We start from the raw sequence: 21,151 nt of genomic DNA, 5'->3' as shown, positions 1-21,151 counted from the left end.
TTGAGCTACAAGTAAGTGCACGAATAAAAAATATTAGATTATTGGTATAGTAAAAATGAGAGCTATACAACTCAATTAATGATAAAAATATGATCGAAAGAGAATAGAAAAGGCGTAAATGAATAAATATAAAATGAATAAAGGATTAAAAATAACCATAGTTGTTTGTATAGTCGTTTTCGAAATTTTCTAAAAATAGTCAAAATTCCTTATTTAGCGCCATAAAAATAAATAAAAACGTTTTCAATGGTTGCATATTGTGTTATTATAAAAACGTAGAAATAAAGGGGGATTATTATGGAAACTATTGAAATTGGTCTTGCTTATGAATGTCGAGCAATTGGAATAAAAAAAGAAGTTGTGGGGATCGTTGAACAACTTTATAACAATACGATTCTTATTAATGTTCTCGACTGTGATTAAATAGATCGTGCGACCGTTATCGAGTTGCAAAATCGGTTGTTAGTGAAATATGAGGATGTTCTTTCGTGTATTGAAATCGAGTGTACCGCATAATTGATCATACGAAAGGGTAATAATGGAAGAAAAGAGATTCGGATCTTTTAATGGGTTCGATTCTTTTTTAGTTTATAAAATGAAAAAAGGCTAAACTTTCTTCTTATAAATCATACATTTGAATCTCGCTAAAAAATAAAAGCCTAACAACGATCTCTTTTTAACAGATCGTCGTTGGGCTTTTAATAGAATTGTAAAATACTAGCGGTCTGAGACTTTATGTCATTCGAATCCTCCGAAAGGACAGTTAGATCATCAGATAGCAAACCACTTACTTGTTGAAAACGAAAGACTGTTGCTTGTTGCTTTGAGTTGATCGACCAAACATAAACTTTTTGTTTTTGCTGATGCACGTATTGGATCAAATCACCAGTTGCTGTTTTTGATTCAATGTTAACAAAATCTAGCGAGGTTTTCGGCACACCTAACAGATCAAAAGGCAGGATATAGCCGACCGATAATGTCGGAAAAAGTTTTTTCATTTGATTGGCCGTATCCAGTTCCATACTTTGTAATTGATGACCGGCTAATTCCTTTTTTAAAGGCAGCAGTTGATGAATAATCGTCGCTTTTGTTTTGGCGGTGACTTTTAATTCAATCAATAATGGCTGATTCAATTGATTCGCGGTTGTTAAGTAATCAGAAAATAGCGAAATTTTACTAACATAGCCATTTTCTTTTAAAGAAAGTTCTTTTAACTCTTTCCAAGCGGTTTCGTCGATCCGCAAATTTTTATGGGCAAGTGTTTTTAAATCTTCATCGTGAATCACAACTAACTGATGGTCGGCAGTTTCTTGAACATCCATTTCGATGAGATCTGGCCGCATTGATTTATTCGTTTTTTTGAGAGCCTCGATTGAGTTCTGAACCCCATTGCGGTTAGAAACGCCTCGATGAGAGATCGTCAAAGGAGTTGTGGCACGCTGCATTTGATTGATCTGAGTATAGTGCAGAAAATAAAGGCTGAGACAAGCAATCACTGTCAAGCTCAACCAAATTTTTGAGGCCTTTGTCTGAGAATCAGTACTGGCAGACATTGGACTTACAGTTAAATAAAGGAAAAAAAGTGCCCGCAGTATATTTTGGCTCACGCGATGCAGCAACAATAAGAGCATCGCTGTATTCGAACTGCTTAATAACTGAGTCGACCAGATAAAACTATTCTTAATCAGCAAACTGATGACAAAAAAAGCGATAGGAATGAGTAAAAAAAGAATGAATTGTTCAACGATGCCTTTTTTTGTGTTCGCCCAACTAAACTGCATGCTTGCTTTCAACCCATAGCCTTGCTTGAGATAGCTAGGCATTAATATAGTCCGGTATAAGAGATAGAGGATGGCTAAATAAAATAAGATGAGTACCGGTAAAATTTTCCGGCGGTAGAAAAACAAGAAAGACAGCAACTCTGCTGGTAGCGGTTGCCATACTAGCAATAAGTGATAAAAGCGAAAGAAAAAGATAGGAGATAGCAGCAGCCAAAAGATCAAACTAATACCCGTTGCTTTCAATGAAAAGTTTTGTAGAGCCTTTTCTTTTGCTTGGACTTGAGTGAAAAAGTTGCTGTAAAGAAAAATTAAGGCAAACAACAACAACAGGTAAAAAGGACGATAACGGTTATCCAGAAAACTCTGACGCAAAAATAAAAAGAGTCCCTCCGTTAAAAATGGGAGACCAAAAGCGAGCAGTAAAAAATTATTTAAAGAAAATGTGCTGAAAAAATGGGTGAGTGGTTGGCGAATAAACTTCATGATTCCTCCAATTAAAAAATCCACTAAAAATTAGTGGATAAGTAAGTTAGATAATAAGCTGCCTCCTTGCAGTAACGCCCAGCTATATAAAAAGACTGAAGCGGGTTTTGCTAGCAAGATGATTGCGCTGTATTTTTTAAAAGAGATATTTGTCAGGCTAGCCATTAAACATAAGGCGTCATCCGGTGCGATAGGCAGAAAAATCGCCCAAGCGAATATTTTTTCAAAGCGCGATTGATCGTCAAGGCAATGAATGTACTTTTGATATACCTTATCACTTACAAGATGCATAATCAAGGGTTTACCATAGTGTCTCCCCATCAAGAAAAGAATCAAAGAACCAATTACGATTCCAACATAATTATAGATAAAGCCCCAATATGGACCAAAGATTAAAACGCCCGCTGCGAGACTGATTCCGCCGGGGATAATTGGAATTACTACTTGAACGATTTGAATCAGAATAAAAATGAGTGGACCGGCGATCGGTGAATGGCCGATGAGTTGCCGCAATGAATTCATATCATTAAATACCCCTAGGTGATAGAAGTAAATCGTCACACTGATCGTTAAGGCAATCCCTGTCAACGAAATGATATTTAATAATCTTCTAGATTGAACAACACTCATTAGATTCAGCTCCTTTGGCTTTCTAAAATGAAGTATATCGGATTCATTTATAAAATGCATAGGTCTAAGGTTGTAAATTTTGAATTTTGTGTGAAACTTAAATTTTTTTTAGAGATTAAATGGTTGCGCTTGCACGGAAGAGCTAAAAAAACAGGAAGCATTCTCCTGTTTACTATACTGCTATTTTATTTGGAAATTGGTGCGGGTCCGTTTTAAGGCACGTTCAATTAAATTCGTGAACATAAAACCGATCGCGATTGCTCCGGAAGTGACTAATACCGTAACAACGGCTTCCATTGATTCAGTAAACTGCTGATTCATCATATGACGCACAGCCATATAGGCAGGACCTCCAGGAACTAACGGAACTAAACTGGGGACGTTGAAAACAATCACTGGCATGTGTCGGATCCGGGAAAAAAAGATGCTGATCAGTCCAATCATTAAAGCCCCTAAAAAATTGGAAATACCGATATTTTGTTGGAAGTAGGTGTGCAAGATCCAAAAAGTCATCCAACCTGCAGCCCCCGTAAAGCCGCAAGCTAAAAAGGCGCGCCGCGGAATATTTGTGATGACGCTAAAGGCGATTGTACTAAACATACTGAATAGAAAGTTGATAATAAAGTTCATGAGTGGCCTCCTGATTGCTAGTGAGAGTGATAGTAGCAATTGATAGTTAGGGTGTTTGGCATTAGAGATGTTGCATCTAACCATTGATTAAAAGAAATTAAAAGCAATGATGATTCCGCCGCCGATCGCACCCGCGATGAATAAAGCTTCCGTTCCGCGAGCGACACCGCTGATCAAATGTCCCGCCATGATATCACGAAAGGCGTTGGTGATCGCTAACCCTGGAACCAAAGGCATGATCGAACCGATAATCAGGCTGTTCACATCTCTTGCAACTGAAAAATATACCGCAACCAGCGACAGATAGCCGATGATCAAGGCAGCGACAAAATCATTTAGAAAATTCATCCGTAATTTTCTGCCAAAAAAGGTGTGGACCGCAAAACCGATCATTCCAATAATAAATGTTGGAATAAAATCAAACCAAGTACCATTCAAAATGATCATTAACGTACTGCTGACGATTCCCGCCGCGATGATCTTCCATAAATAAGGAAAATCGGGAGTCGCTTGATCGACTTCTTCCAAATAAAGATAAAAATCCGGCAATGACAATTCACCATCCGCAAATTGGCGAGAGCCTTGATTGACGGCAGTCACTTTCTCCAGATTGATCGCCTGCTGAGTGATCTGAACTACTTGGCTATTTTGTTCAGAAGGAAAGCCGATAATCAAACCCGTGGCGGTCACGTAAGTTTGGATATCGTCAAAACCAGCATTAAGGGCAATCCGTTTCATCGTGTCTTCCACGCGATAGACTTCTGAGCCGGACTCCATCATGATTTTTCCTGCCTTCAAACAGGTATTTAAAACAAGTTGTGTATAGTTTTGCTGTTCCATCAAGCTAACCACCTTTATCTATTTCATTACTATAGTAGAGAAAATAAATAAAATAGACAAGAAAAAGAATAAGGATTGTCACCAACTGTTAGAGAAAGTATAATAAAGTAACAGCAAATTTTGTTTTGAGAGATTTTATTTGCGGGATAAAGAAACAAAATATGCCTCATATGCATAACGGATTTTTTATTTTAAAAAAAAGTTGATTAAATCTCAATAAGATAATAAAACGGTTCCACTCCCTTCATAAGAAAAAATATAAAAAGAATTTTTTTTATTTTAAAAAAAATATGTAAATTTAGATAACATATTGGATAAGGGTTGCAAAACTAATCAGTTTTTGATTAAAATAAAATGACGAGAAAAATAATAACATTCTGGGAGGAATTAAAATGAGAAGAAAAGTTTATACTAAGGACCAGATTCTAAAAGCTGCCTACGAAGTTGTCGAAAGTGAAGGGTTCTCTGGATTTACAGCACGCAATATTGCCAAAAAAATGGGGATCAGTACACAACCAATCTATTTAGAGTTCAAAAACATGAGTGATCTTAAAAATACTTTATTAGATGAAATTTGTAATCACTTATATTACGATATTTTCCCAGAAGTTCGCACAGGTGATACGATCATTGATTTAGGGTTGAACTATGTTTATTTTGCAAAAGAACAAAGCAACCTTTACAACGCGTTGTTTGCTCAAGAATACGGCGGCGGTAAAAAAATGCATGACTTTTCTTACAATTACTTCCATCAATTAATTGTCGAGCATCCTAAATACGGTCAATTGTCTGAAAATCATATCAATGCTTTGCATGTCGGAACGTGGATCTGTGTTACCGGGATCGCAACGCTGATGTCTTCAGGGATCATTGAGCCGACTCAAGATGAGATCGTTCATTTGATCAACCGGACAATCGTCAATATTTTAGAAGAAGAAGATACTTCAGTTTTAGATACACTATAAAATCTTGACATTTGAAATAAAAAAGGTAAGATAAATAATGCGGAAGGTTGGCAGAGTGGTAATGCACCGGACTCGAAATCCGGCGAACCGGCTAATACCGGCGCGCAGGTTCAAATCCTGTACCTTCCTTATTTATCTGACTGGTCGAGCTAGAAACAACGATGCAGAAGTAATTCTGTTGATGTTTCTGGTTCTTTTTTTGTGATAACTTTTGATTAACGTTCCAGATAATGCATTCGTTCATTAAGGCTTTCACGTTTTTTAAATCATCTATGCGTATTATTAAGGCTTTATTTGCGGTTCTGCTATACTAAAGATAAGTTCTCAAAGGAGTGGATAGAGATGGAAGAGACAGTCTTTTTTAATTTAGGTAATGCGATTGCAGCTAAGCGCGATCCTAAAGAATTGATTAAAGAAGCTCAGATCGTCAAGGACAAACGTGATCCACTAGGCAAATTAGTAATCGTGGAAGATGAAGGTGAGACGCTTATTTTATTCGATTTAGCAGATCAAGAGGAATCTTCCGAAAATAACCAACCATTTAAAATTAAAAAGATCATTGATTAAAAAGAAAGACCTTCTAGTTGAATAAGAAGGTCTTTCTTTTTGGCTGGGCTGTACAAAAATTAGTAGAGAAGAATGAAGCGGAAGACTCTTTTTTATGATCTGCTTTTTCTCGAAAGGATGAGTGGATTTTTGAGGCGTATTATTCGACTCAGCGACACTTTTTTTATAAGCTAAGGAAAAAAGATTTGAGGAGAATCCAATGATTAAATTAGTGGTTGAAATCGATCAAGAGATAACGAAAATCCGATTCGATGAGCAAGGAACGATGGCGATTTATCGTGACTTAAAAAAAGTACCGGCATTGAGTCAAGATGAGTTAGTATTATACTATAAGGGACGAGAAGCTTACGCGATTGATTACGGGCAAAAAATCGATCCGAAAATTTTAAAAGAGTCTGAAAGTTTAATAACCATCAGTGTTCCCTGGGACATTGAGCCAAAGAATCTGGCGCAGCAAATGCTAGATGCTTGGAATGGAAATTCACTTAAAACGATTGGACTGTTTGAAGCTCAAAAAATCGCGGCCAATCACTTTCCGGTCGTAGCTGAGTATCAAAAAGAATTATTCGAGATTCTGGCTACTTTTGGCTATGAAAATCAAAAAATCAAGAAAGCCCCTGCTAAAGCACAGCATCGCTGGAATAAAAAAGTCAGCGAGATTCCCTTTTATATCGATTACAACGATGCAAAAGGCGAGGTCGTTTGGCAAAAGCGCAATGAGATGCTGTTGAAAGCCGGCGCAAAACTCAAGCAAGAGATGCCGCTGAATAAAGATGGTTCGGTCGGGTTTAGTGCGCGCTTCACAGAAAAATTGCGGGCAGATCACGCAGACAAGATTTCAGATTTTACTACAACTGAGGATATCGTTTTGAAAAGTGTGAATGAGATCGGGATTTTTCTTTATTATGCTGGAACAAACGGTTGGTTCGTATTAAAAGATAAAGATGGTAAAACGATTGATGAATACACGGTCGTGAAGTAAGAAAAGTTTTAGATAGTCCATTAAAAAACTGAGCCAAAGGATCCAAGTTGATCCAATGCCTCAGTTTTTTTTTCATTTAGCAAACGCAGCAATGATAATTCAAAGCCGCAATGTTTTATAAGTCTAAATAGTTAGTTAGATAATCAGCCAGACCGTCTTCGGTATTTGGCTTTTCAGTGACAGCATCGGCAACCGATTTTAATTGATCTGTACCGTTAGCCATCGCAACACCCCAACCGGCAAATTTCAACATGTCTACATCGTTGTGTTCGTCGCCGAACGCAATGATATCTTCGCTGTTCAAATTGAAATTTTCAATCACACGTTTTAATCCATGGGCTTTTTGAATGCCTTTAGCAACGACTTCTAAAATCGGATTAGGTCCGCCCCATGTATTGACTTCAACTTCATGCCCAAATTGTTGTTTCAATTCTTCAGAAACACCGTCAACATTTTCAGGTTGGCTGCGCAACAAGACAGAAGTCGGATTGGTTTTCAGCGTGTTAATCGTCAATAAGTTGTCATTTGTCGCAAAATCGCTAGCAAAAAAATGCTGATCAAAAAAGTTTAGATCATCGATAAAAAAGGTTTCGCGATTTTCGGCGGCAATGAAGTCTAATTTTAGATTTTTCTTTTCTGAGAGCAAATCAAATACGATTTTTCGATTGAACGATGTTTCCTGTTCGCCTACCCATTGTTTACCTGGAAGATGGACAAGTGCGCCGTTAAAATTAATCATCGGCATCGTTAGTTGCAACTGGTGATAAAAATTCTTGCTCATACGGTATGGACGACCGGTAGCAATCACAACGGAATGACCATCTTCAATCGCGCGATGCAAAGTCTTTGCCGTTTTATCACTAATTTTAGAATCTTGATTCAGCGTCGTCCCGTCTAAATCAATTGCGATTAATTTCTTCATAAAAATTCCTCATTTCGATTTGTTTTAGTCTAGCATATTCATCAAAAAACGCAACTGTAGCGCTTGAAAAAGAGAAAAGTATTAAGAACTTGTCAAGAGAATCGAGAGAAGAGAAAAGTTTTTTTTGCTAGAATCTGTTAGTATAGAATTGAAAATGGTGAGAAAGGGGATACAGAAAATGAAGATCAATTGGCGAAGGAATCTATTGATTTCTTGGATCGGTTGTTTTTTTACTGGTGCAAGCTTCAGTTTAGTGATGCCTTTTTTGCCAGTCTATATTGAACAGCTGGGGACGGCTCAATCACAAGTCGATTTGTTCTCAGGTCTGGCAATTTCTGTAACAGCATTCGCAGCGGCGATCGTTTCGCCGTTATGGGGGAATTTAGCCGATCGTAAAGGAAGGCGTTTGATGATGATTCGAGCGGCGGCTGGAATGACGGTTACGATGGGTTCTTTAGCGTTTGTCCCAAATGTCTTTTGGTTATTGCTTATGCGGCTTATGACGGGCGTTCTCTCTGGTTATATCCCAAATGCAACAGCATTGATTGCTTCGCAAGTTCCTAAACAAAAAAGTGGCTGGGCTCTCGGAACACTCGCGACCGGCAGTGTTGCCGGAAATTTGATTGGACCGTTGATCGGCGGGATGTTGGCGCAATGGTTCGGATTACGGAATGTTTTTATTATCACAGGGATCATTTTGCTGATTTGTACTGTTTTAACGGTCTTTATGGTCAAAGAAGATTTTAAACCGATCGAAAAAGCAGATGTGATCAGCATGGCGGAGTTGCGCAAACGGATCAATTACATGCCGATTTTGATGGGATTGTTTGTAAGTTCGTTGATCTTGCAAGTTGGTGCGACCAGTATCAGTCCGATTTTAACGCTGTATATTCGTGATCTGAGCGGAAGCAGCAGTAATGCGTTAGTCGTCAGCGGGTTTATCGTTTCCGTTGCCGGGGTATCAGCGATTGCTTCTTCGCCGACATTAGGTAAAATCGGCGATCGGATCGGGAATCATAAAGTTTTGTTAGCGGGTTTAGTCTTATCGTTATTCTGTTTTATTCCGATGGCTTTTGTTAAGACGCCGTTCCAGCTAGGTGTACTGCGGTTCTTCTTAGGATTTTCAACGGGGGCATTGATGCCGTCAATCAACACGCTCATCAGCAAGATTAGTCCGCCAGAAGGAGTCAGTCGGATCTTCAGTTACAATCAAATGTTCAACAATTTTGGACAAGTCATCGGACCGATGCTCGGTTCGACTGTGGCGCATACGATGGGGTATCCAGCAGTATTTTTAGTTACCAGTGCCTGTGTTTTTGGAAATATTATTTTAAGCCTCTTTAATTTCCGCAAATTGCTAGTAACAAAAACAAAGATATAATTGATTTGAAATAAACAAAAAACCAGTTACAATAAAGTAACTGGTTTTTTCTATGCTTCGGCTTTTTTAGGTGAAACAAACTGCGCAGCAATGATCACGATAACTCCAATAATCAGCGAAACAATCGTAGAGAATTCGAAGTTATAAGTACCAATCTGCAGAGCACCGCCTAAATAACAAACGGCTTGTCCAATTGCGAAAGCCCAAAATAGTGTAACTAAATATTTCATAAAGAGCACCTCTTTTCGCAATAATATTTAGGTACAGTTTAGCATTCTTTTTGAAAATGTAAAGAGAAGCCCCGAAAGTTTAATCAGAGACAAGCGAGAATCACATAGGAGGGAAACTATGCCATTACCACAACTTTACACGAAAACTTCCTATTCATTATTGAAAAGTACATTAACGATTAAAGAATACGTAGCAGCGGCGAAAGATCGCGGATATTCGGCCATCGCGATTACTGATGAGAATGTTTTGTATGGCGCGGTTGAGTTTTTTCAAACGTGTCGAAACAATCAAATGATCGGGATCATTGGCTTAGAATTGGAATTTTCTTTTGAAGAAGATACGGAGAATATCTTATTTTATGCTAAAAATGTTGCCGGTTATCAAGAATTGATGCGTTTGTCCAGTACACGCATGTTAGCGGAAGCACCGCTAGCTCTGTCAGATTACAAAGTCGATGCTCAAAATCTTTTCACTGTTTTGCCGGTTGATCATTTAAGTAATTCAATCGAAACGATTTTGCCAGAGATTGAAGCGATGATCGATGGAGAATTTTATTTAGGAATCTCACCAACAACGAAAACAGCTGATTTGCCGGAGAGTTGTGCAAAAATCGCTATTCATGAAGTGGCGTATTTAGAAGCGGATCAAGCTTTTGCCGTCAAGATCATGAGTCACATTCAAAATGGTAGTCAGCTGCCAAGAGAAGAATTGACCAATCAGCAGGGTGGAAACTATTTAGTCGAGATGGAACAGTTGATCGCTGAATTTACAGACGAAGCGGCTTTGGCAAATGCCCAGCGATTAGTTGAAGCGTGTCAATTTGATTTGCCGCTGCACCAAAAATTGCTGCCCCATTACCCGGTGCCGACAAAACAAAGTGCCGATACTTATTTACAAACGCTTTGTTGGCAAAAATTGCCGGAAAGAATTTCTGAAGTAACTGAGGAATATCGTCAGCGGCTAGATCGTGAATTAGCGATCATCCACAATATGGGATTTGATGATTATTTCTTGATTGTCTGGGATGTCATGGATTATGTGCATCGCAGTAAAATCGTTTCCGGTGCCGGCCGCGGATCTGCCGCAGGGTCGTTGGTTGCTTATGTCTTGAGTATCACCGATGTAGATCCGATCAAATATGAGTTGTTGTTTGAACGATTTTTGAATCCAGAACGAAATAGTATGCCTGATATTGATTTAGATATTCCGGATAATCGTCGGAACCAAGTCTTGCATTATGTCCATGAAAAATATGGTCATTTCCATGTTTCGCAAATCGCGACGTTCGGTACAATGGCTGCCAAGATGGTCTTGCGTGATGTTGGTCGTGTCTTTGGTCTATCACAAAGCGAGGCAAATCGCTGGTCAAAAGCAATCCCAAGTCAATTGAAGATCACGCTACAAGAAGCTTATGAAAAATCGGAGTCTTTAAAGCGGTTAGTCAGTCATGACGAACGGAGCCAACTGCTTTTCCAAACAGCGTTGGCCTTAGAAGGTCTGCCGCGTCACGTTTCGACGCATGCAGGCGGCATCGTCATCAGCGATCAAAACTTACTGGGCATTGTCCCGCTTCAAAAAGGTTCTGAAGATATTTTACTGACGCAATTTACGATGACTGACGTAGAAGCGATTGGGCTGTTGAAGATGGACTTTCTAGGTCTGCGCAATCTTTCTATCATTGATAATGCGCAACAAGCGATCCGACGGGTTTATCACGAAGACTTGGATTTGAAAAATGTTCCTTTAGACGATCCGAAAACGTTGGATTTGTTCCAAAGAGGTGAAACGAGCGGTGTTTTCCAATTTGAATCTGCTGGTATTCGCAAAGTCCTGCGCAATTTGTATCCAACTTCATTTGAAGACATCGTTGCAGTCAATGCGTTATATCGTCCGGGTCCTATGCAGATCATTGATCGTTTTGTCGCGCGTAAAAACGGCACAGAACAAGTGACCTTTCCCGATCCTTCTGTTCAAAAGATCTTGGCACCAACGTATGGATTCATTGTCTACCAAGAGCAAATCATGCAAGTCGCCGCTCAAATGGCTGGTTTCAGCTTAGGTGAGGCCGATATCTTGCGGCGCGCGGTCAGCAAAAAGAAAAAAGATTTATTAGATGAAGAAAGACGTCATTTTGTCACAGGAGCTGCCGGGCGCGGACACAGTCAAAAGAGTGCCGAAGAAGTATATGATTATATTGAACGCTTTGCTAATTACGGTTTCAACCGATCGCATTCAGTGGCATACAGTTTTGTCGGCTATCAGATGGCCTATATGAAAGTCCACTATCCGGGAGCGTTTTACACGGCTTTGATGCAGTCAGTAAGAAACGATCCAAAAAAATTACGGGAGTACATCGCCGAAGCCAATCGTGCTGGCGTGAAACTATTAGCGCCGGCTATCAATCGCAGCAGCTATAGTTTTACATTGGTAGAAAAAGAATTGATTCGCTTTGGTTTAGATGCGATAAAAGGAATGCGGCGCGATTTTGTCAGCGATATTTTAAAAGCGCGTAAAGAAGGCGGCGCTTTTGAGTCATTGGATCAATTTTTATTGCGGATCGAAACACGCTGGTTAAAACCTGACTATATTCAGCCGCTGATTCTGATTGGAGCATTTGATGAGCTGCATCCCAATCGTCGTGAATTAGCTGACGGACTGGAAGGAAAGATCCAAAACGTCCAATATAGTGGGGGCAGTGTGACATTACTAGATGTGATGAGTTTAAAAGAACGTGAGATCGCCGATTATTCATTGGCTGAACGTTTGGATTATGAAGAACAATATCTTGGTTTATATGTTTCTGGTCATCCGACAGAAAACTATCCAAAACTGTTGAAACAGAAGGACCTGCAGTCGGTTACGGAATTAGTCGTAGGTAAGCAGGGAAGAATTCTCTTCTATTTAAAAGACATCCGTGAGATTCGAACGAAAAAAGGTGAGCAAATGGCTTTCTTAACCGGTAACGATCAAAGCGGTGAAATCTCTTTAACGATCTTTCCGCAAAATTATCGCCGCTTGCGCAACGAGCTTGAGTTGGAACAAGTTTATTTGGTTCAAGGAAAAGTTGAACGCAGCAACTACGATCAAACGCTCCAATTATTAGTTGAAACACTGACGCCGGCTCAAACGGCGGAAGAGGATATCAGCGATAAAACATTATTCTTGCGAGTCCAAGCAAACCAAGAGACTCCGGATATCCAAAAAGAGATCGCTGAAACGCTTCAATTGTCACCGGGAAAAGTGCCGGTTGTAATCTATTATGAAAAAGGCCGCCGAAAGATTGCGCTGGATAAAAAGTTTTGGATAGGGATTAATGAACCCATCTTAGCGGCTTTAAGCGACATATTAGGGGAGCAAAATGTCGTAATAAGATGATTTCTTGTAACTTTCAAAAACTTTTTTCAAAAAATAGGCTTTTCCCAGGGACTTCCCAAGACTTTTAGATTTTTTTTTGATAGAATGTACCATGGATTAAACGATGTATGTTTTTGAGAATATTTATGAGGTGAGAAAATGAAACGCATTGGAATTTTAACAAGTGGAGGAGACGCTCCCGGAATGAACGCTGCTGTTCGTGCAGTTGTACGTAAAGCGATTTTTGAAGGCATGGAAGTCTATGGCATCAATTATGGTTTTGCTGGTCTAGTTGCTGGTGATATTCGTCGTTTGGATGTTGCTGATGTTGGTGATAAGATCCAACGAGGCGGAACTTTCCTATATTCAGCTCGTTACCCAGAATTTACTACTGAAGAAGGTCAATTAAAAGGAATCGAACAATTGAAAAAATTCGGAATCGAAGGTTTAGTTGTTATCGGCGGTGACGGATCATATCATGGTGCGATGGCATTGACCAAACATGGTTATCCAGCTGTTGGAATCCCAGGCACGATCGATAATGATATTCCAGGAACAGACTTTACGATTGGTTTTGATACAGCAATCAATACCGTATTGGAATCAATTGACCGCATTCGTGATACAGCGACTTCACACGTTCGTACATTTGTTATCGAAGTAATGGGACGTAATGCCGGCGATATCGCTTTATGGTCTGGTGTTGCAGGCGGAGCAGATGAAATCGTCATTCCTGAACATGATTTTGATATGGAACGAATTGCTAAGAAGATCCATGCAGGCCGCGACCGCGGGAAAAAACATTGCTTGATCATCCTTGCTGAAGGCGTGATGGGCGGAAATGAATTTGCTGAAAAATTGGCTGAATATGGCGATTTCCATACTCGTGTCAGTGTATTAGGCCACGTTGTCCGTGGTGGTTCACCAAGCGCCCGCGACCGTGTATTAGCAAGTAAATTTGGTTCATATGCTGTTGATTTATTGTTAGAAGGTAAAGGCGGATTATGTATTGGTCTTGAAGACAATAAAGTTACCGCTGCTGATATCGTTGATACTTTAGAAAACAACAAACATAAACCTGATTTATCTTTATATGATTTGAACAACCAAATCTCATTTTAATCTCGTTAATAATAGTGAATACTATATATTAAAACAATCAAGAATGGAGCGTATTACGTAATGAAAAAAACGAAAATCGTTAGTACATTAGGACCAGCAAGCAACACGGTTGAAACAATCTCTCAATTAATTGAAGCTGGTGCTAACGTGTTCCGTTTCAATTTCTCACACGGAGATCACGAAGAACAACTTGCACGTATGAACATGGTTCGTGAAGCAGTAGAAAAAACTGGTAAAGATGTAGGTATTCTTTTAGATACTAAAGGTGCGGAAATCCGTACAACTGTTCAAAACACTACCGAAGCAGATTATGGCCGCGCTGGCTACATCGAATTTAACGTAGGCGACAAAACTCGTATCTCAATGGATTCTGAACATAAAGGGACTAAAGAAAAAATCGCCGTTACTTACCCAGGTTTATTCGACGATGCACACATCGGCGGACACATCTTATTCGATGATGGTTTAATCGATATGGAAATCATCGAAAAAGACGCAGAAAACCGCGAATTGATCATGCTTGTTAAAAATGCAGGTATGCTAGGTTCTCGTAAAGGGGTAAATGCTCCAGGTATCTCAATCAACTTGCCAGGGATCACTGAAAAAGATGCAGACGATATCCGTTTTGGTTTAGACAACAACATCAACTTTATCGCTGCAAGTTTTGTTCGTAAAGCACAAGATGTTCTTGATATTCGTGAAATTCTTGAAGAAAAAAATATGACACACGTTCATATCTTCCCTAAAATCGAATCACAAGAAGGAATCGATAACATCGACGAAATCATCAAAGTTTCTGATGGAATCATGATTGCTCGTGGGGATATGGGTGTTGAAATCGCACCTGAATTAGTACCGATGGTTCAAAAACGGATTATCAAAAAATGTAACTATGCTGGTAAAGCAGTCATTACAGCAACTCAAATGTTAGAATCAATGCAAGAAAACCCGCGTCCAACACGCGCTGAAGCTTCTGACGTTGCTAACGCCGTATTTGACGGAACAGATGCTACAATGCTTTCTGGTGAATCTGCAAATGGTAAATACCCAGTTGAAGCTGTTGGCACAATGGCTCGGATCGATATGGAAGCTGAATCTGCATTATCAGAACTAGGCTCATTCCAAATCAACGAATTTGATAAATCAAACGTAACAGAAACAATTGGTTTATCTGTCGCTCGCGCTGCGAAAAACTTAGGCGTTAAAACAATCGTTGCGGCAACTGAATCTGGTCACACGGCACGTATGATCTCTAAATACCGTCCAGACGCTGACATCTTAGCTGTAACGTTTGACGAAAATACAAAACGCAGCTTGATGGTTAACTGGGGTGTTTACCCAACAGTTGCTGAAAAACCATCAACAACTGATGAAATGTTTGACTTAGCAGCTCAAAAAGCAGTTGAATTAGGCTTTGCTAAAGAAGGCGACTTGATCTTAATTACTGCGGGTGTTCCAGTCGGCGAACGCGGAACAACAAACGTAATGAAAGTTCAAATGATCGGTTCTAAATTATTAGAAGCTCAAGGTATCGGTGAAACAACAGTCGTTGCTCATGCAGTTGTTGCAAAATCAGCTGAAGAAGCAATTAAAAACGCTAAAGACGGTATGGTTTTAGTTGTACCAACAACTGACAAAGACTACATGCCTGCAATCGAAAAAGCTGCTGCTTTGATCGTTGAAGATGGCGGATTGACTTCACACGCTGCTGTTGTCGGTATCGCTCAAGATATCCCAGTAGTCGTTGGCGCAAAAGAAGCAACTTCAACAGTTGTTGATGGTGAATTAGTCACTATCGATCCTCGTCGCGGCATCGTTTACCGTGGACAAACAACAGCAATCTAACCTTTAGATTGTTAGGAAGCGGACCAGGTCATCGGTTCGCTTTTTTTATCAATTGTCCTGCATAGCGCTCTTTAAGTTTGAACGGTAATTGAAGTTTTTTAATAACAAACCGCATTATAACGTTTTTTACAGGTGTCAAGAAAATTTCATTGACAAAGATTTTTTACACCTGTATAATAGCGATTGTTGCTTAGAGGTGATGAATAATGAAATGGTCGATTGGCGAATTACGCCGCTATAAAGAAGAAACCCTGAACTTTTCAGAAACGATTGATGTGAATGACGCATTAGCAGCCCGTGATAATGAGATCTTAGCCGTAGCTCCGGTTACTGTAACAGGAATCTTATCTGTCGGGAAGAATGAATATATTTTACATTATCAACTGAAAACTGTTGTAACTGTTCCTTCAGCTCGTTCTTTGGAACCAGTTGATCTGCCGCTTGATCTTTCAGTGGACGAAGTATTCATGACTAGGGAGCAATGGTCTTCAATGGAAGCCGAACGAGACGAAGAGATTCTTGTCTTAGACAGTGATACGATCGACTTAACAGATTCTATCGAAGATAACATTTTATTAGCGATTCCATTGCAAGTATTTTCTGAAGAAGAATTGCAGACAACTGATTTACCAAAAGGAAACGATTGGGAAGTTGTCAGTGAGGAAGAGTATTTGCAAAGAAAAGAATCCGCTGAAACAATTGATCCTCGTCTTGCAAAATTATCTGAACTGTTCAATGAATCAGAGGATGACAAGTAAGATTGGAATAAAATGTATCAGAAAATGATACTTCATTTTACAAGGAGGTGTAACACCCAATGGCAGTACCAGCTAGAAAAACATCAAAAGCTAAAAAGAACAAACGTCGTACTCACTACAAATTGACCATTAAAGGATTGAATGAATGTCCTAACTGTGGCGAAATGAAGAAGAGCCATCACGTATGTGCCAACTGCGGCTACTATGATGGAAAAGATGTTATGTCTAAAGAAGCATAAGCACTTTTTAATAGAGAAAGTCAAAACCTCGAGACTAACCATGGAGTCTTGAGGTTTTTTTCTTAGAAAAACACTATTCATTTTCCATTCTTACTTTCTTAGGATATAATGAGAAACGTATTGAATATTTAGAGTATCAATTCTGCTGATTTTATTTTAAATAGGATCAATGGGAGTGTATACGTGGTGAGAATCCACCTTATTTTTCTATCGGAAAATAAGACCATTCATATGAACTAGGAGGATAAATTATGTCAAAACAACAATTCGGCGTCGTAGGTATGGCTGTGATGGGGAAAAATCTAGCATTGAATATCGAAAGCCGCGGCTACTCGGTGGCTTTGTATAATCGGACTGGATCAAAAACAGAAGAGGTCGTTGCAGAACATCCTGATCGCAACTTAAAAGCGACTTTTTCAATCGAGGAATTTGTTGACACAATCGAAAAACCACGTCGTATCATGTTGATGGTGAAAGCAGGACCGGCAACTGATGCCACAATCCAATCATTATTGCCACACTTAGATAAAGGCGATGTTTTGATTGATGGAGGAAATACATTCTTTAAAGATACGATTCGTCGTAATGAAGAGTTAGCTAATTCAGGCATCAACTTCATCGGTACCGGCGTTTCCGGCGGTGAAAAAGGTGCGTTAGAAGGACCTTCTATGATGCCGGGCGGACAAAAAGAAGCATATGACTTAGTTGCGCCTATTTTCGAACAAATCGCTGCTAAAGCTGAAGACGGTGAACCTTGTGTCACTTATATCGGAGCAGATGGTGCAGGCCATTATGTAAAAATGGTCCATAACGGGATTGAATACGGCGATATGCAATTGATCGCAGAGTCTTATGACTTGATGCAACGTTTATTAGGTCTTTCAGTAGAGGAAATGGCAGACGTCTTTTCTGAATGGAACAAAGGCGAACTAGACAGCTATTTGATCGAAATCACTGCGGATATCTTGACACGTAAAGACGATGAAGGAACAGACGCACCAATCGTTGATGTGATCAAAGATGCTGCCGGCAATAAAGGAACAGGTAAATGGACGTCACAAAGTGCCTTAGATCTAGGTGTGCCGCTACCATTGATCACAGAATCTGTTTTCGCTCGTTTTATCTCGGCTTATAAAGAAGAACGTGTTGCAGCCAGCAAAATCCTTTCTGGTCCAGCACCTTATAAATATGAAGGCGACAAACAAGAATTGATCGAAAAAATCCGCGAAGCGCTTTATTTCAGCAAAATCATGAGCTATGCTCAAGGTTTCTCTGAATTACGTGCCGCATCAAAAGAATTCGGTTGGGATCTGCCATTTGGCGAAATCGCAAAAATTTGGCGCGCTGGTTGTATCATCCGTGCACGCTTCTTGCAAAAGATTACCGATGCATATGAAAAAGATTCTGATCTAGCAAACTTGATGTTAGATGATTACTTTAAAGAAATCACTGAGAAATATCAACAAGCTGTTCGTGAAGTTGTTGCAATTGCTGTTCAAGCCGGTGTACCGGTACCAACATTCTCATCTGCAATCACATATTACGATTCTTATCGTGCAGAACGCTTGCCTGCAAACTTAGTTCAAGCGCAACGGGATTACTTCGGAGCACATACGTATGAACGTACAGATAAAGAAGGAATCTATCATTATAGCTGGTACGACGAAGAATAGCAGGGGTTATTTATGATATTAGTACTAAGTATCTATAGCTTTTTGACAGGTTTAGCCCTATAATAATAGAGGCTTAATGAAATTTAACTTGGAAAGGAACTAAAAAAATGAGTAATATTCTGATCATTGAAGATGAGAAAAATCTGGCTCGTTTTGTCGAACTAGAATTAAAGCACGAAGGCTATGATACAGAAGTGCATTATAATGGTAGAACTGGACTTGAAGCTGCTTTAGAAAGCGACTGGGATGCAATTTTACTTGACTTGATGCTTCCTGAATTAAATGGCTTAGAAGTTTGTCGTCGTGTTCGTCAAGTGAAAAATACACCGATCATCATGATGACAGCTCGCGACTCTGTGATCGATCGTGTTTCTGGTTTGGATCATGGTGCTGACGACTATATCGTTAAACCTTTTGCAATCGAAGAGTTACTTGCGCGTTTACGTGCATTACTTCGTCGAATCGATATTGAAGGCGATAAGAATGTTGCTAAACAAACAACGATTACTTATCGTGATCTAACTATCGAAAAAGAAAACCGTGTCGTACGTCGCGGAAATGAAATCATCGAATTAACGAAACGTGAATACGAATTGTTACTGACCTTAATGGAAAATGTCAACGTAGTTCTTGCTCGTGATGTTTTACTAAACAAGGTTTGGGGCTATGAAACAGAAGTAGAAACTAACGTAGTCGATGTATACATTCGTTATTTGCGTAATAAAATCGATGTACCAGGTGAAGATAGTTATATTCAAACTGTCCGTGGTACTGGGTACGTTATGCGCTCATGAGAAAATTTATCAAGAAACAAAGAGAACTGAAGGGGCCCTCACTCACCATCAAGTGGGCCTTTACAAGTTCTTTCTTTATATTCGTAGTATTTACGATCTTCGCTGTGATCACTTATAAATCTTCCGTGAATTTGATCGTAACGAAAGAAAGAACTAATGTAGAACGTACGATTTCTGAAGTGACCTCACGTTTAGCCAATGCCGATGAAGAGCTGACCTTAGTGAACACGTATCGAACATTGACTGAAAGTGACAAACAAGACAGTGCCATGTACGATCAAAACATGACGCTAGAAGGCAATATGATGCGGATCGATGATTTTATTTCAGAATTAGGTCAGCGTCAACTGTCTTTAGACATCTATAATCTGGACAAAAAGTTGATTTTTAAAACGCAAAAAAATTACCAGCCGCTAGTACAAACGAAGTATAAAGAACCGACGATTACGACAGTCGATGACAAAAATGGTTTCTTATCGATTGAACCGATCTATTCTAAAAAAACGGATAAGAAGATCGGCTATGCCCAAGTCTTTTATGAACTATCTGATTTTTATGAGATGCGCAGCAAGTTGTTGCTGACGTTGATCGTGTTGGAGATTGTTTCACTGCTGTTGAGCAGTTTCTTAGGATTCTTGTTATCTTCTTATTTCTTGAAGCCTGTTAAGATCCTACGCGACACGATGGAGATCATTCGGCAAGATCCGCAAGCAGAAGTACATGTTCCGGAGATTAAGACTAATGATGAGTTAGCTGATTTAGCAGTAATCTTTAATGATGTTATCGACCGGATACGAATGTATATCGAACAGCAAGAACAATTCGTTGAAGATGTTTCCCATGAGCTGAGAACGCCTGTAGCGGTTATTGAGGGTCATTTGAGTATGTTGAATCGTTGGGGAAAAGACGATCCAGAAATATTGGATGAGTCGATCCAAGCCAGTTTGCAAGAACTTGTCCGTATGAAAAGCCTTGTTCAAGAAATGTTAGACTTGTCTCGAGCAGAACAAGTCGATGTTTATTATGGTAATGAGACAGCCAAGGCAAAAGAAGTGACGAATCAAGTGTTTAATAATTTTAAACTACTTTATCCTGAATTTACTTTTACTTTGGATGATGATCTTGATGACGAAAAGATTTTGAAAATCTACCGTAATCATTTAGAACAGATTTTGATTATTATTTTGGATAATGCGGTGAAATACTCAACTGACCGAAAAGAAGTTCACGTTTCAGTTTCGTCGACTCTTAATAAGTTTGAAATTGCGATCCAAGACTTCGGTGAAGGAATTCCAAACGAAGACATCGATAAAGTTTTTAATCGTTTTTATCGTGTGGATAAAGCCAGAGCTCGAACTAAAGGTGGAAATGGCCTCGGCTTATCTATTGCTCATAAACTTTTAGAGAGTTACAAAGGGAGTATTAGCGTAGAAAGTTCCGTTGGTAAAGGGACAATCTTTAGAATTTTTATTCCAATGGTAGAAGAAAAAGCAGCCGAGTAGAACTTGGCTGTTTTTTTATGCGAAAATTAAAAAATATATCTTCGAAAATAGCGTTATTTTTGTTTTAAAATCGAACGTTATTTTAGAGTTTCAAATGAACGTTCGAAAAATAAAAAAGATCGAAAAAACATTCAAAAAATAGTTGCATTATAGCTTTAAGATTGCTATATTATTATCTGTTACCGAGAGAAAAAAACGTCTTGATATAAATTGAAAATAATTGTTGACGGATGAAAAATCTTGTGGTATTTTTATAAAGTCGCTTGAATGAGACGTGATATAAACTTGTTTTTTTATCAAAAAGTTTTTAAAGAAAAGCCATTGACTTTCACTTGAAAAGCTGATATGATATAAAAGTTGTTGAAACAAAACAATAAACAATGTAGACCTTTGAAAACTGAACGAATAAAACAAACCAAATGTGTAGGGCGTTTCTATTTAATAGAAACAAA

Annotated in this window: 19 protein-coding genes and 1 tRNA gene; 14 read left to right on the top strand and 6 right to left on the bottom strand. The window is 39.1% G+C overall.

Features of this window, described 5'->3' with window-relative positions; all coding sequences use genetic code 11:
* The first annotated feature begins 297 nt into the window (after positions 1-297).
* Positions 298-423 (top strand): hypothetical protein, encoded by a 126-nt coding sequence (locus FFM63_RS09925; protein ID WP_281276913.1) that lies wholly within the window; start codon positions 298-300, stop codon positions 421-423.
* Positions 424-698: 275 nt separating this feature from the next.
* Here the strand turns inward: FFM63_RS09925 and FFM63_RS09080 are convergent, their stop codons facing one another.
* The 4 genes from FFM63_RS09080 to FFM63_RS09065 all read right to left on the bottom strand — a co-directional run bounded on the left by FFM63_RS09080 (position 699) and on the right by FFM63_RS09065 (position 4,364).
* On the bottom strand, positions 699-2,153 hold the full coding sequence (locus FFM63_RS09080) for a glycerophosphodiester phosphodiesterase family protein (RefSeq protein ID WP_246033366.1): 1,455 nt from the start codon (positions 2,151-2,153) through the stop codon (positions 699-701).
* 141 nt (positions 2,154-2,294) lie between these two features.
* Positions 2,295-2,894: a TVP38/TMEM64 family protein gene (locus FFM63_RS09075; protein ID WP_137609974.1), complete on the bottom strand. Its 600-nt coding sequence runs from the start codon at positions 2,892-2,894 to the stop codon at positions 2,295-2,297.
* A 180-nt stretch (positions 2,895-3,074) separates the two neighbouring features.
* Positions 3,075-3,524 (bottom strand): threonine/serine exporter family protein, encoded by a 450-nt coding sequence (locus tag FFM63_RS09070; protein WP_137609973.1) that lies wholly within the window; start codon positions 3,522-3,524, stop codon positions 3,075-3,077.
* A gap of 87 nt (positions 3,525-3,611) precedes the next feature.
* A complete protein-coding gene (locus FFM63_RS09065) occupies positions 3,612-4,364 on the bottom strand; it encodes a threonine/serine exporter family protein (RefSeq protein ID WP_137609972.1) in 753 nt (250 codons plus the stop codon).
* A gap of 392 nt (positions 4,365-4,756) precedes the next feature.
* On the opposite strand from FFM63_RS09065, the gene FFM63_RS09060 reads away from it, so the two are divergent.
* From FFM63_RS09060 to FFM63_RS09045, 4 genes are all read left to right on the top strand, one after another.
* Positions 4,757-5,329 carry a TetR/AcrR family transcriptional regulator gene (locus tag FFM63_RS09060; RefSeq protein WP_137609971.1) on the top strand — a complete coding sequence of 191 codons (573 nt, stop codon included), beginning with the start codon at positions 4,757-4,759 and terminating at the stop codon, positions 5,327-5,329.
* Between the two features lie 41 nt (positions 5,330-5,370).
* Positions 5,371-5,458 (top strand) — tRNA-Ser (locus FFM63_RS09055).
* Positions 5,459-5,671: 213 nt separating this feature from the next.
* Positions 5,672-5,896, top strand: coding sequence for a hypothetical protein (locus FFM63_RS09050; protein WP_137609970.1), 225 nt, complete (start codon positions 5,672-5,674; stop codon positions 5,894-5,896).
* 199 nt (positions 5,897-6,095) lie between these two features.
* Complete coding sequence (locus tag FFM63_RS09045; RefSeq protein WP_137609969.1) at positions 6,096-6,878, top strand: hypothetical protein; 783 nt, start codon at positions 6,096-6,098, stop codon at positions 6,876-6,878.
* 115 nt (positions 6,879-6,993) lie between these two features.
* Here the strand turns inward: FFM63_RS09045 and FFM63_RS09040 are convergent, their stop codons facing one another.
* Positions 6,994-7,800, bottom strand: coding sequence for a Cof-type HAD-IIB family hydrolase (locus FFM63_RS09040; protein WP_137609968.1), 807 nt, complete (start codon positions 7,798-7,800; stop codon positions 6,994-6,996).
* Positions 7,801-7,978: 178 nt separating this feature from the next.
* Between FFM63_RS09040 and FFM63_RS09035 the strand changes: the two genes are divergently transcribed.
* Positions 7,979-9,181 (top strand): multidrug efflux MFS transporter, encoded by a 1,203-nt coding sequence (locus FFM63_RS09035; RefSeq protein WP_137609967.1) that lies wholly within the window; start codon positions 7,979-7,981, stop codon positions 9,179-9,181.
* Between the two features lie 50 nt (positions 9,182-9,231).
* Here FFM63_RS09035 and FFM63_RS09030 read toward each other — a convergent pair whose 3' ends face one another.
* Complete coding sequence (locus FFM63_RS09030; RefSeq protein ID WP_137609966.1) at positions 9,232-9,411, bottom strand: YjzD family protein; 180 nt, start codon at positions 9,409-9,411, stop codon at positions 9,232-9,234.
* 118 nt (positions 9,412-9,529) lie between these two features.
* Here FFM63_RS09030 and FFM63_RS09025 point away from each other — a divergent pair, with 118 nt between their 5' ends.
* The 8 genes from FFM63_RS09025 (at position 9,530) to FFM63_RS08990 (ending at position 20,699) form a co-directional block, all read left to right on the top strand.
* Positions 9,530-12,787, top strand: coding sequence for a DNA polymerase III subunit alpha (locus FFM63_RS09025; RefSeq protein WP_137609965.1), 3,258 nt, complete (start codon positions 9,530-9,532; stop codon positions 12,785-12,787).
* Between the two features lie 138 nt (positions 12,788-12,925).
* Entirely contained in the window at positions 12,926-13,888 is a 963-nt protein-coding gene (pfkA, locus tag FFM63_RS09020; RefSeq protein ID WP_137609964.1) for a 6-phosphofructokinase, read from the top strand.
* A gap of 60 nt (positions 13,889-13,948) precedes the next feature.
* A complete protein-coding gene (pyk, locus tag FFM63_RS09015) occupies positions 13,949-15,733 on the top strand; it encodes a pyruvate kinase (RefSeq protein ID WP_137609963.1) in 1,785 nt (594 codons plus the stop codon).
* A gap of 206 nt (positions 15,734-15,939) precedes the next feature.
* Positions 15,940-16,491 carry a YceD family protein gene (locus FFM63_RS09010; protein WP_137609962.1) on the top strand — a complete coding sequence of 184 codons (552 nt, stop codon included), beginning with the start codon at positions 15,940-15,942 and terminating at the stop codon, positions 16,489-16,491.
* Positions 16,492-16,550: 59 nt separating this feature from the next.
* Positions 16,551-16,730 carry a 50S ribosomal protein L32 gene (rpmF, locus tag FFM63_RS09005; protein WP_010740070.1) on the top strand — a complete coding sequence of 60 codons (180 nt, stop codon included), beginning with the start codon at positions 16,551-16,553 and terminating at the stop codon, positions 16,728-16,730.
* A 251-nt stretch (positions 16,731-16,981) separates the two neighbouring features.
* Positions 16,982-18,403 (top strand): NADP-dependent phosphogluconate dehydrogenase, encoded by a 1,422-nt coding sequence (gene gnd, locus FFM63_RS09000; RefSeq protein WP_137609961.1) that lies wholly within the window; start codon positions 16,982-16,984, stop codon positions 18,401-18,403.
* Positions 18,404-18,510: 107 nt separating this feature from the next.
* Complete coding sequence (locus FFM63_RS08995; RefSeq protein WP_010740068.1) at positions 18,511-19,197, top strand: response regulator transcription factor; 687 nt, start codon at positions 18,511-18,513, stop codon at positions 19,195-19,197.
* Positions 19,194-20,699: a HAMP domain-containing sensor histidine kinase gene (locus FFM63_RS08990; RefSeq protein WP_137609960.1), complete on the top strand. Its 1,506-nt coding sequence runs from the start codon at positions 19,194-19,196 to the stop codon at positions 20,697-20,699. Before FFM63_RS08995 ends, FFM63_RS08990 begins: the two co-directional genes overlap by 4 nt.
* Positions 20,700-21,151 lie beyond the last annotated feature (452 nt).

This window comes from Enterococcus pingfangensis, from assembly GCF_005405205.1.
Classification (GTDB): domain Bacteria; phylum Bacillota; class Bacilli; order Lactobacillales; family Enterococcaceae; genus Enterococcus_A; species Enterococcus_A pingfangensis.
This window is presented reverse-complemented; position numbering and strand designations above follow the sequence as displayed.

Coding starts and splice junctions, on each gene's coding strand:
- FFM63_RS09925 (WP_281276913.1), top strand. CDS start 298: ATGGAAACTATTGAAATTGGTCTTGCTTATGAATGTCGAGCAATTGGA.
- FFM63_RS09075 (WP_137609974.1), bottom strand. CDS start 2,894: ATGAGTGTTGTTCAATCTAGAAGATTATTAAATATCATTTCGTTGACA.
- FFM63_RS09070 (WP_137609973.1), bottom strand. CDS start 3,524: ATGAACTTTATTATCAACTTTCTATTCAGTATGTTTAGTACAATCGCC.
- FFM63_RS09065 (WP_137609972.1), bottom strand. CDS start 4,364: ATGGAACAGCAAAACTATACACAACTTGTTTTAAATACCTGTTTGAAG.
- FFM63_RS09060 (WP_137609971.1), top strand. CDS start 4,757: ATGAGAAGAAAAGTTTATACTAAGGACCAGATTCTAAAAGCTGCCTAC.
- FFM63_RS09050 (WP_137609970.1), top strand. CDS start 5,672: ATGGAAGAGACAGTCTTTTTTAATTTAGGTAATGCGATTGCAGCTAAG.
- FFM63_RS09045 (WP_137609969.1), top strand. CDS start 6,096: ATGATTAAATTAGTGGTTGAAATCGATCAAGAGATAACGAAAATCCGA.
- FFM63_RS09040 (WP_137609968.1), bottom strand. CDS start 7,800: ATGAAGAAATTAATCGCAATTGATTTAGACGGGACGACGCTGAATCAA.
- FFM63_RS09035 (WP_137609967.1), top strand. CDS start 7,979: ATGAAGATCAATTGGCGAAGGAATCTATTGATTTCTTGGATCGGTTGT.
- FFM63_RS09030 (WP_137609966.1), bottom strand. CDS start 9,411: ATGAAATATTTAGTTACACTATTTTGGGCTTTCGCAATTGGACAAGCC.
- FFM63_RS09025 (WP_137609965.1), top strand. CDS start 9,530: ATGCCATTACCACAACTTTACACGAAAACTTCCTATTCATTATTGAAA.
- pfkA (WP_137609964.1), top strand. CDS start 12,926: ATGAAACGCATTGGAATTTTAACAAGTGGAGGAGACGCTCCCGGAATG.
- pyk (WP_137609963.1), top strand. CDS start 13,949: ATGAAAAAAACGAAAATCGTTAGTACATTAGGACCAGCAAGCAACACG.
- FFM63_RS09010 (WP_137609962.1), top strand. CDS start 15,940: ATGAAATGGTCGATTGGCGAATTACGCCGCTATAAAGAAGAAACCCTG.
- rpmF (WP_010740070.1), top strand. CDS start 16,551: ATGGCAGTACCAGCTAGAAAAACATCAAAAGCTAAAAAGAACAAACGT.
- gnd (WP_137609961.1), top strand. CDS start 16,982: ATGTCAAAACAACAATTCGGCGTCGTAGGTATGGCTGTGATGGGGAAA.
- FFM63_RS08995 (WP_010740068.1), top strand. CDS start 18,511: ATGAGTAATATTCTGATCATTGAAGATGAGAAAAATCTGGCTCGTTTT.
- FFM63_RS08990 (WP_137609960.1), top strand. CDS start 19,194: ATGAGAAAATTTATCAAGAAACAAAGAGAACTGAAGGGGCCCTCACTC.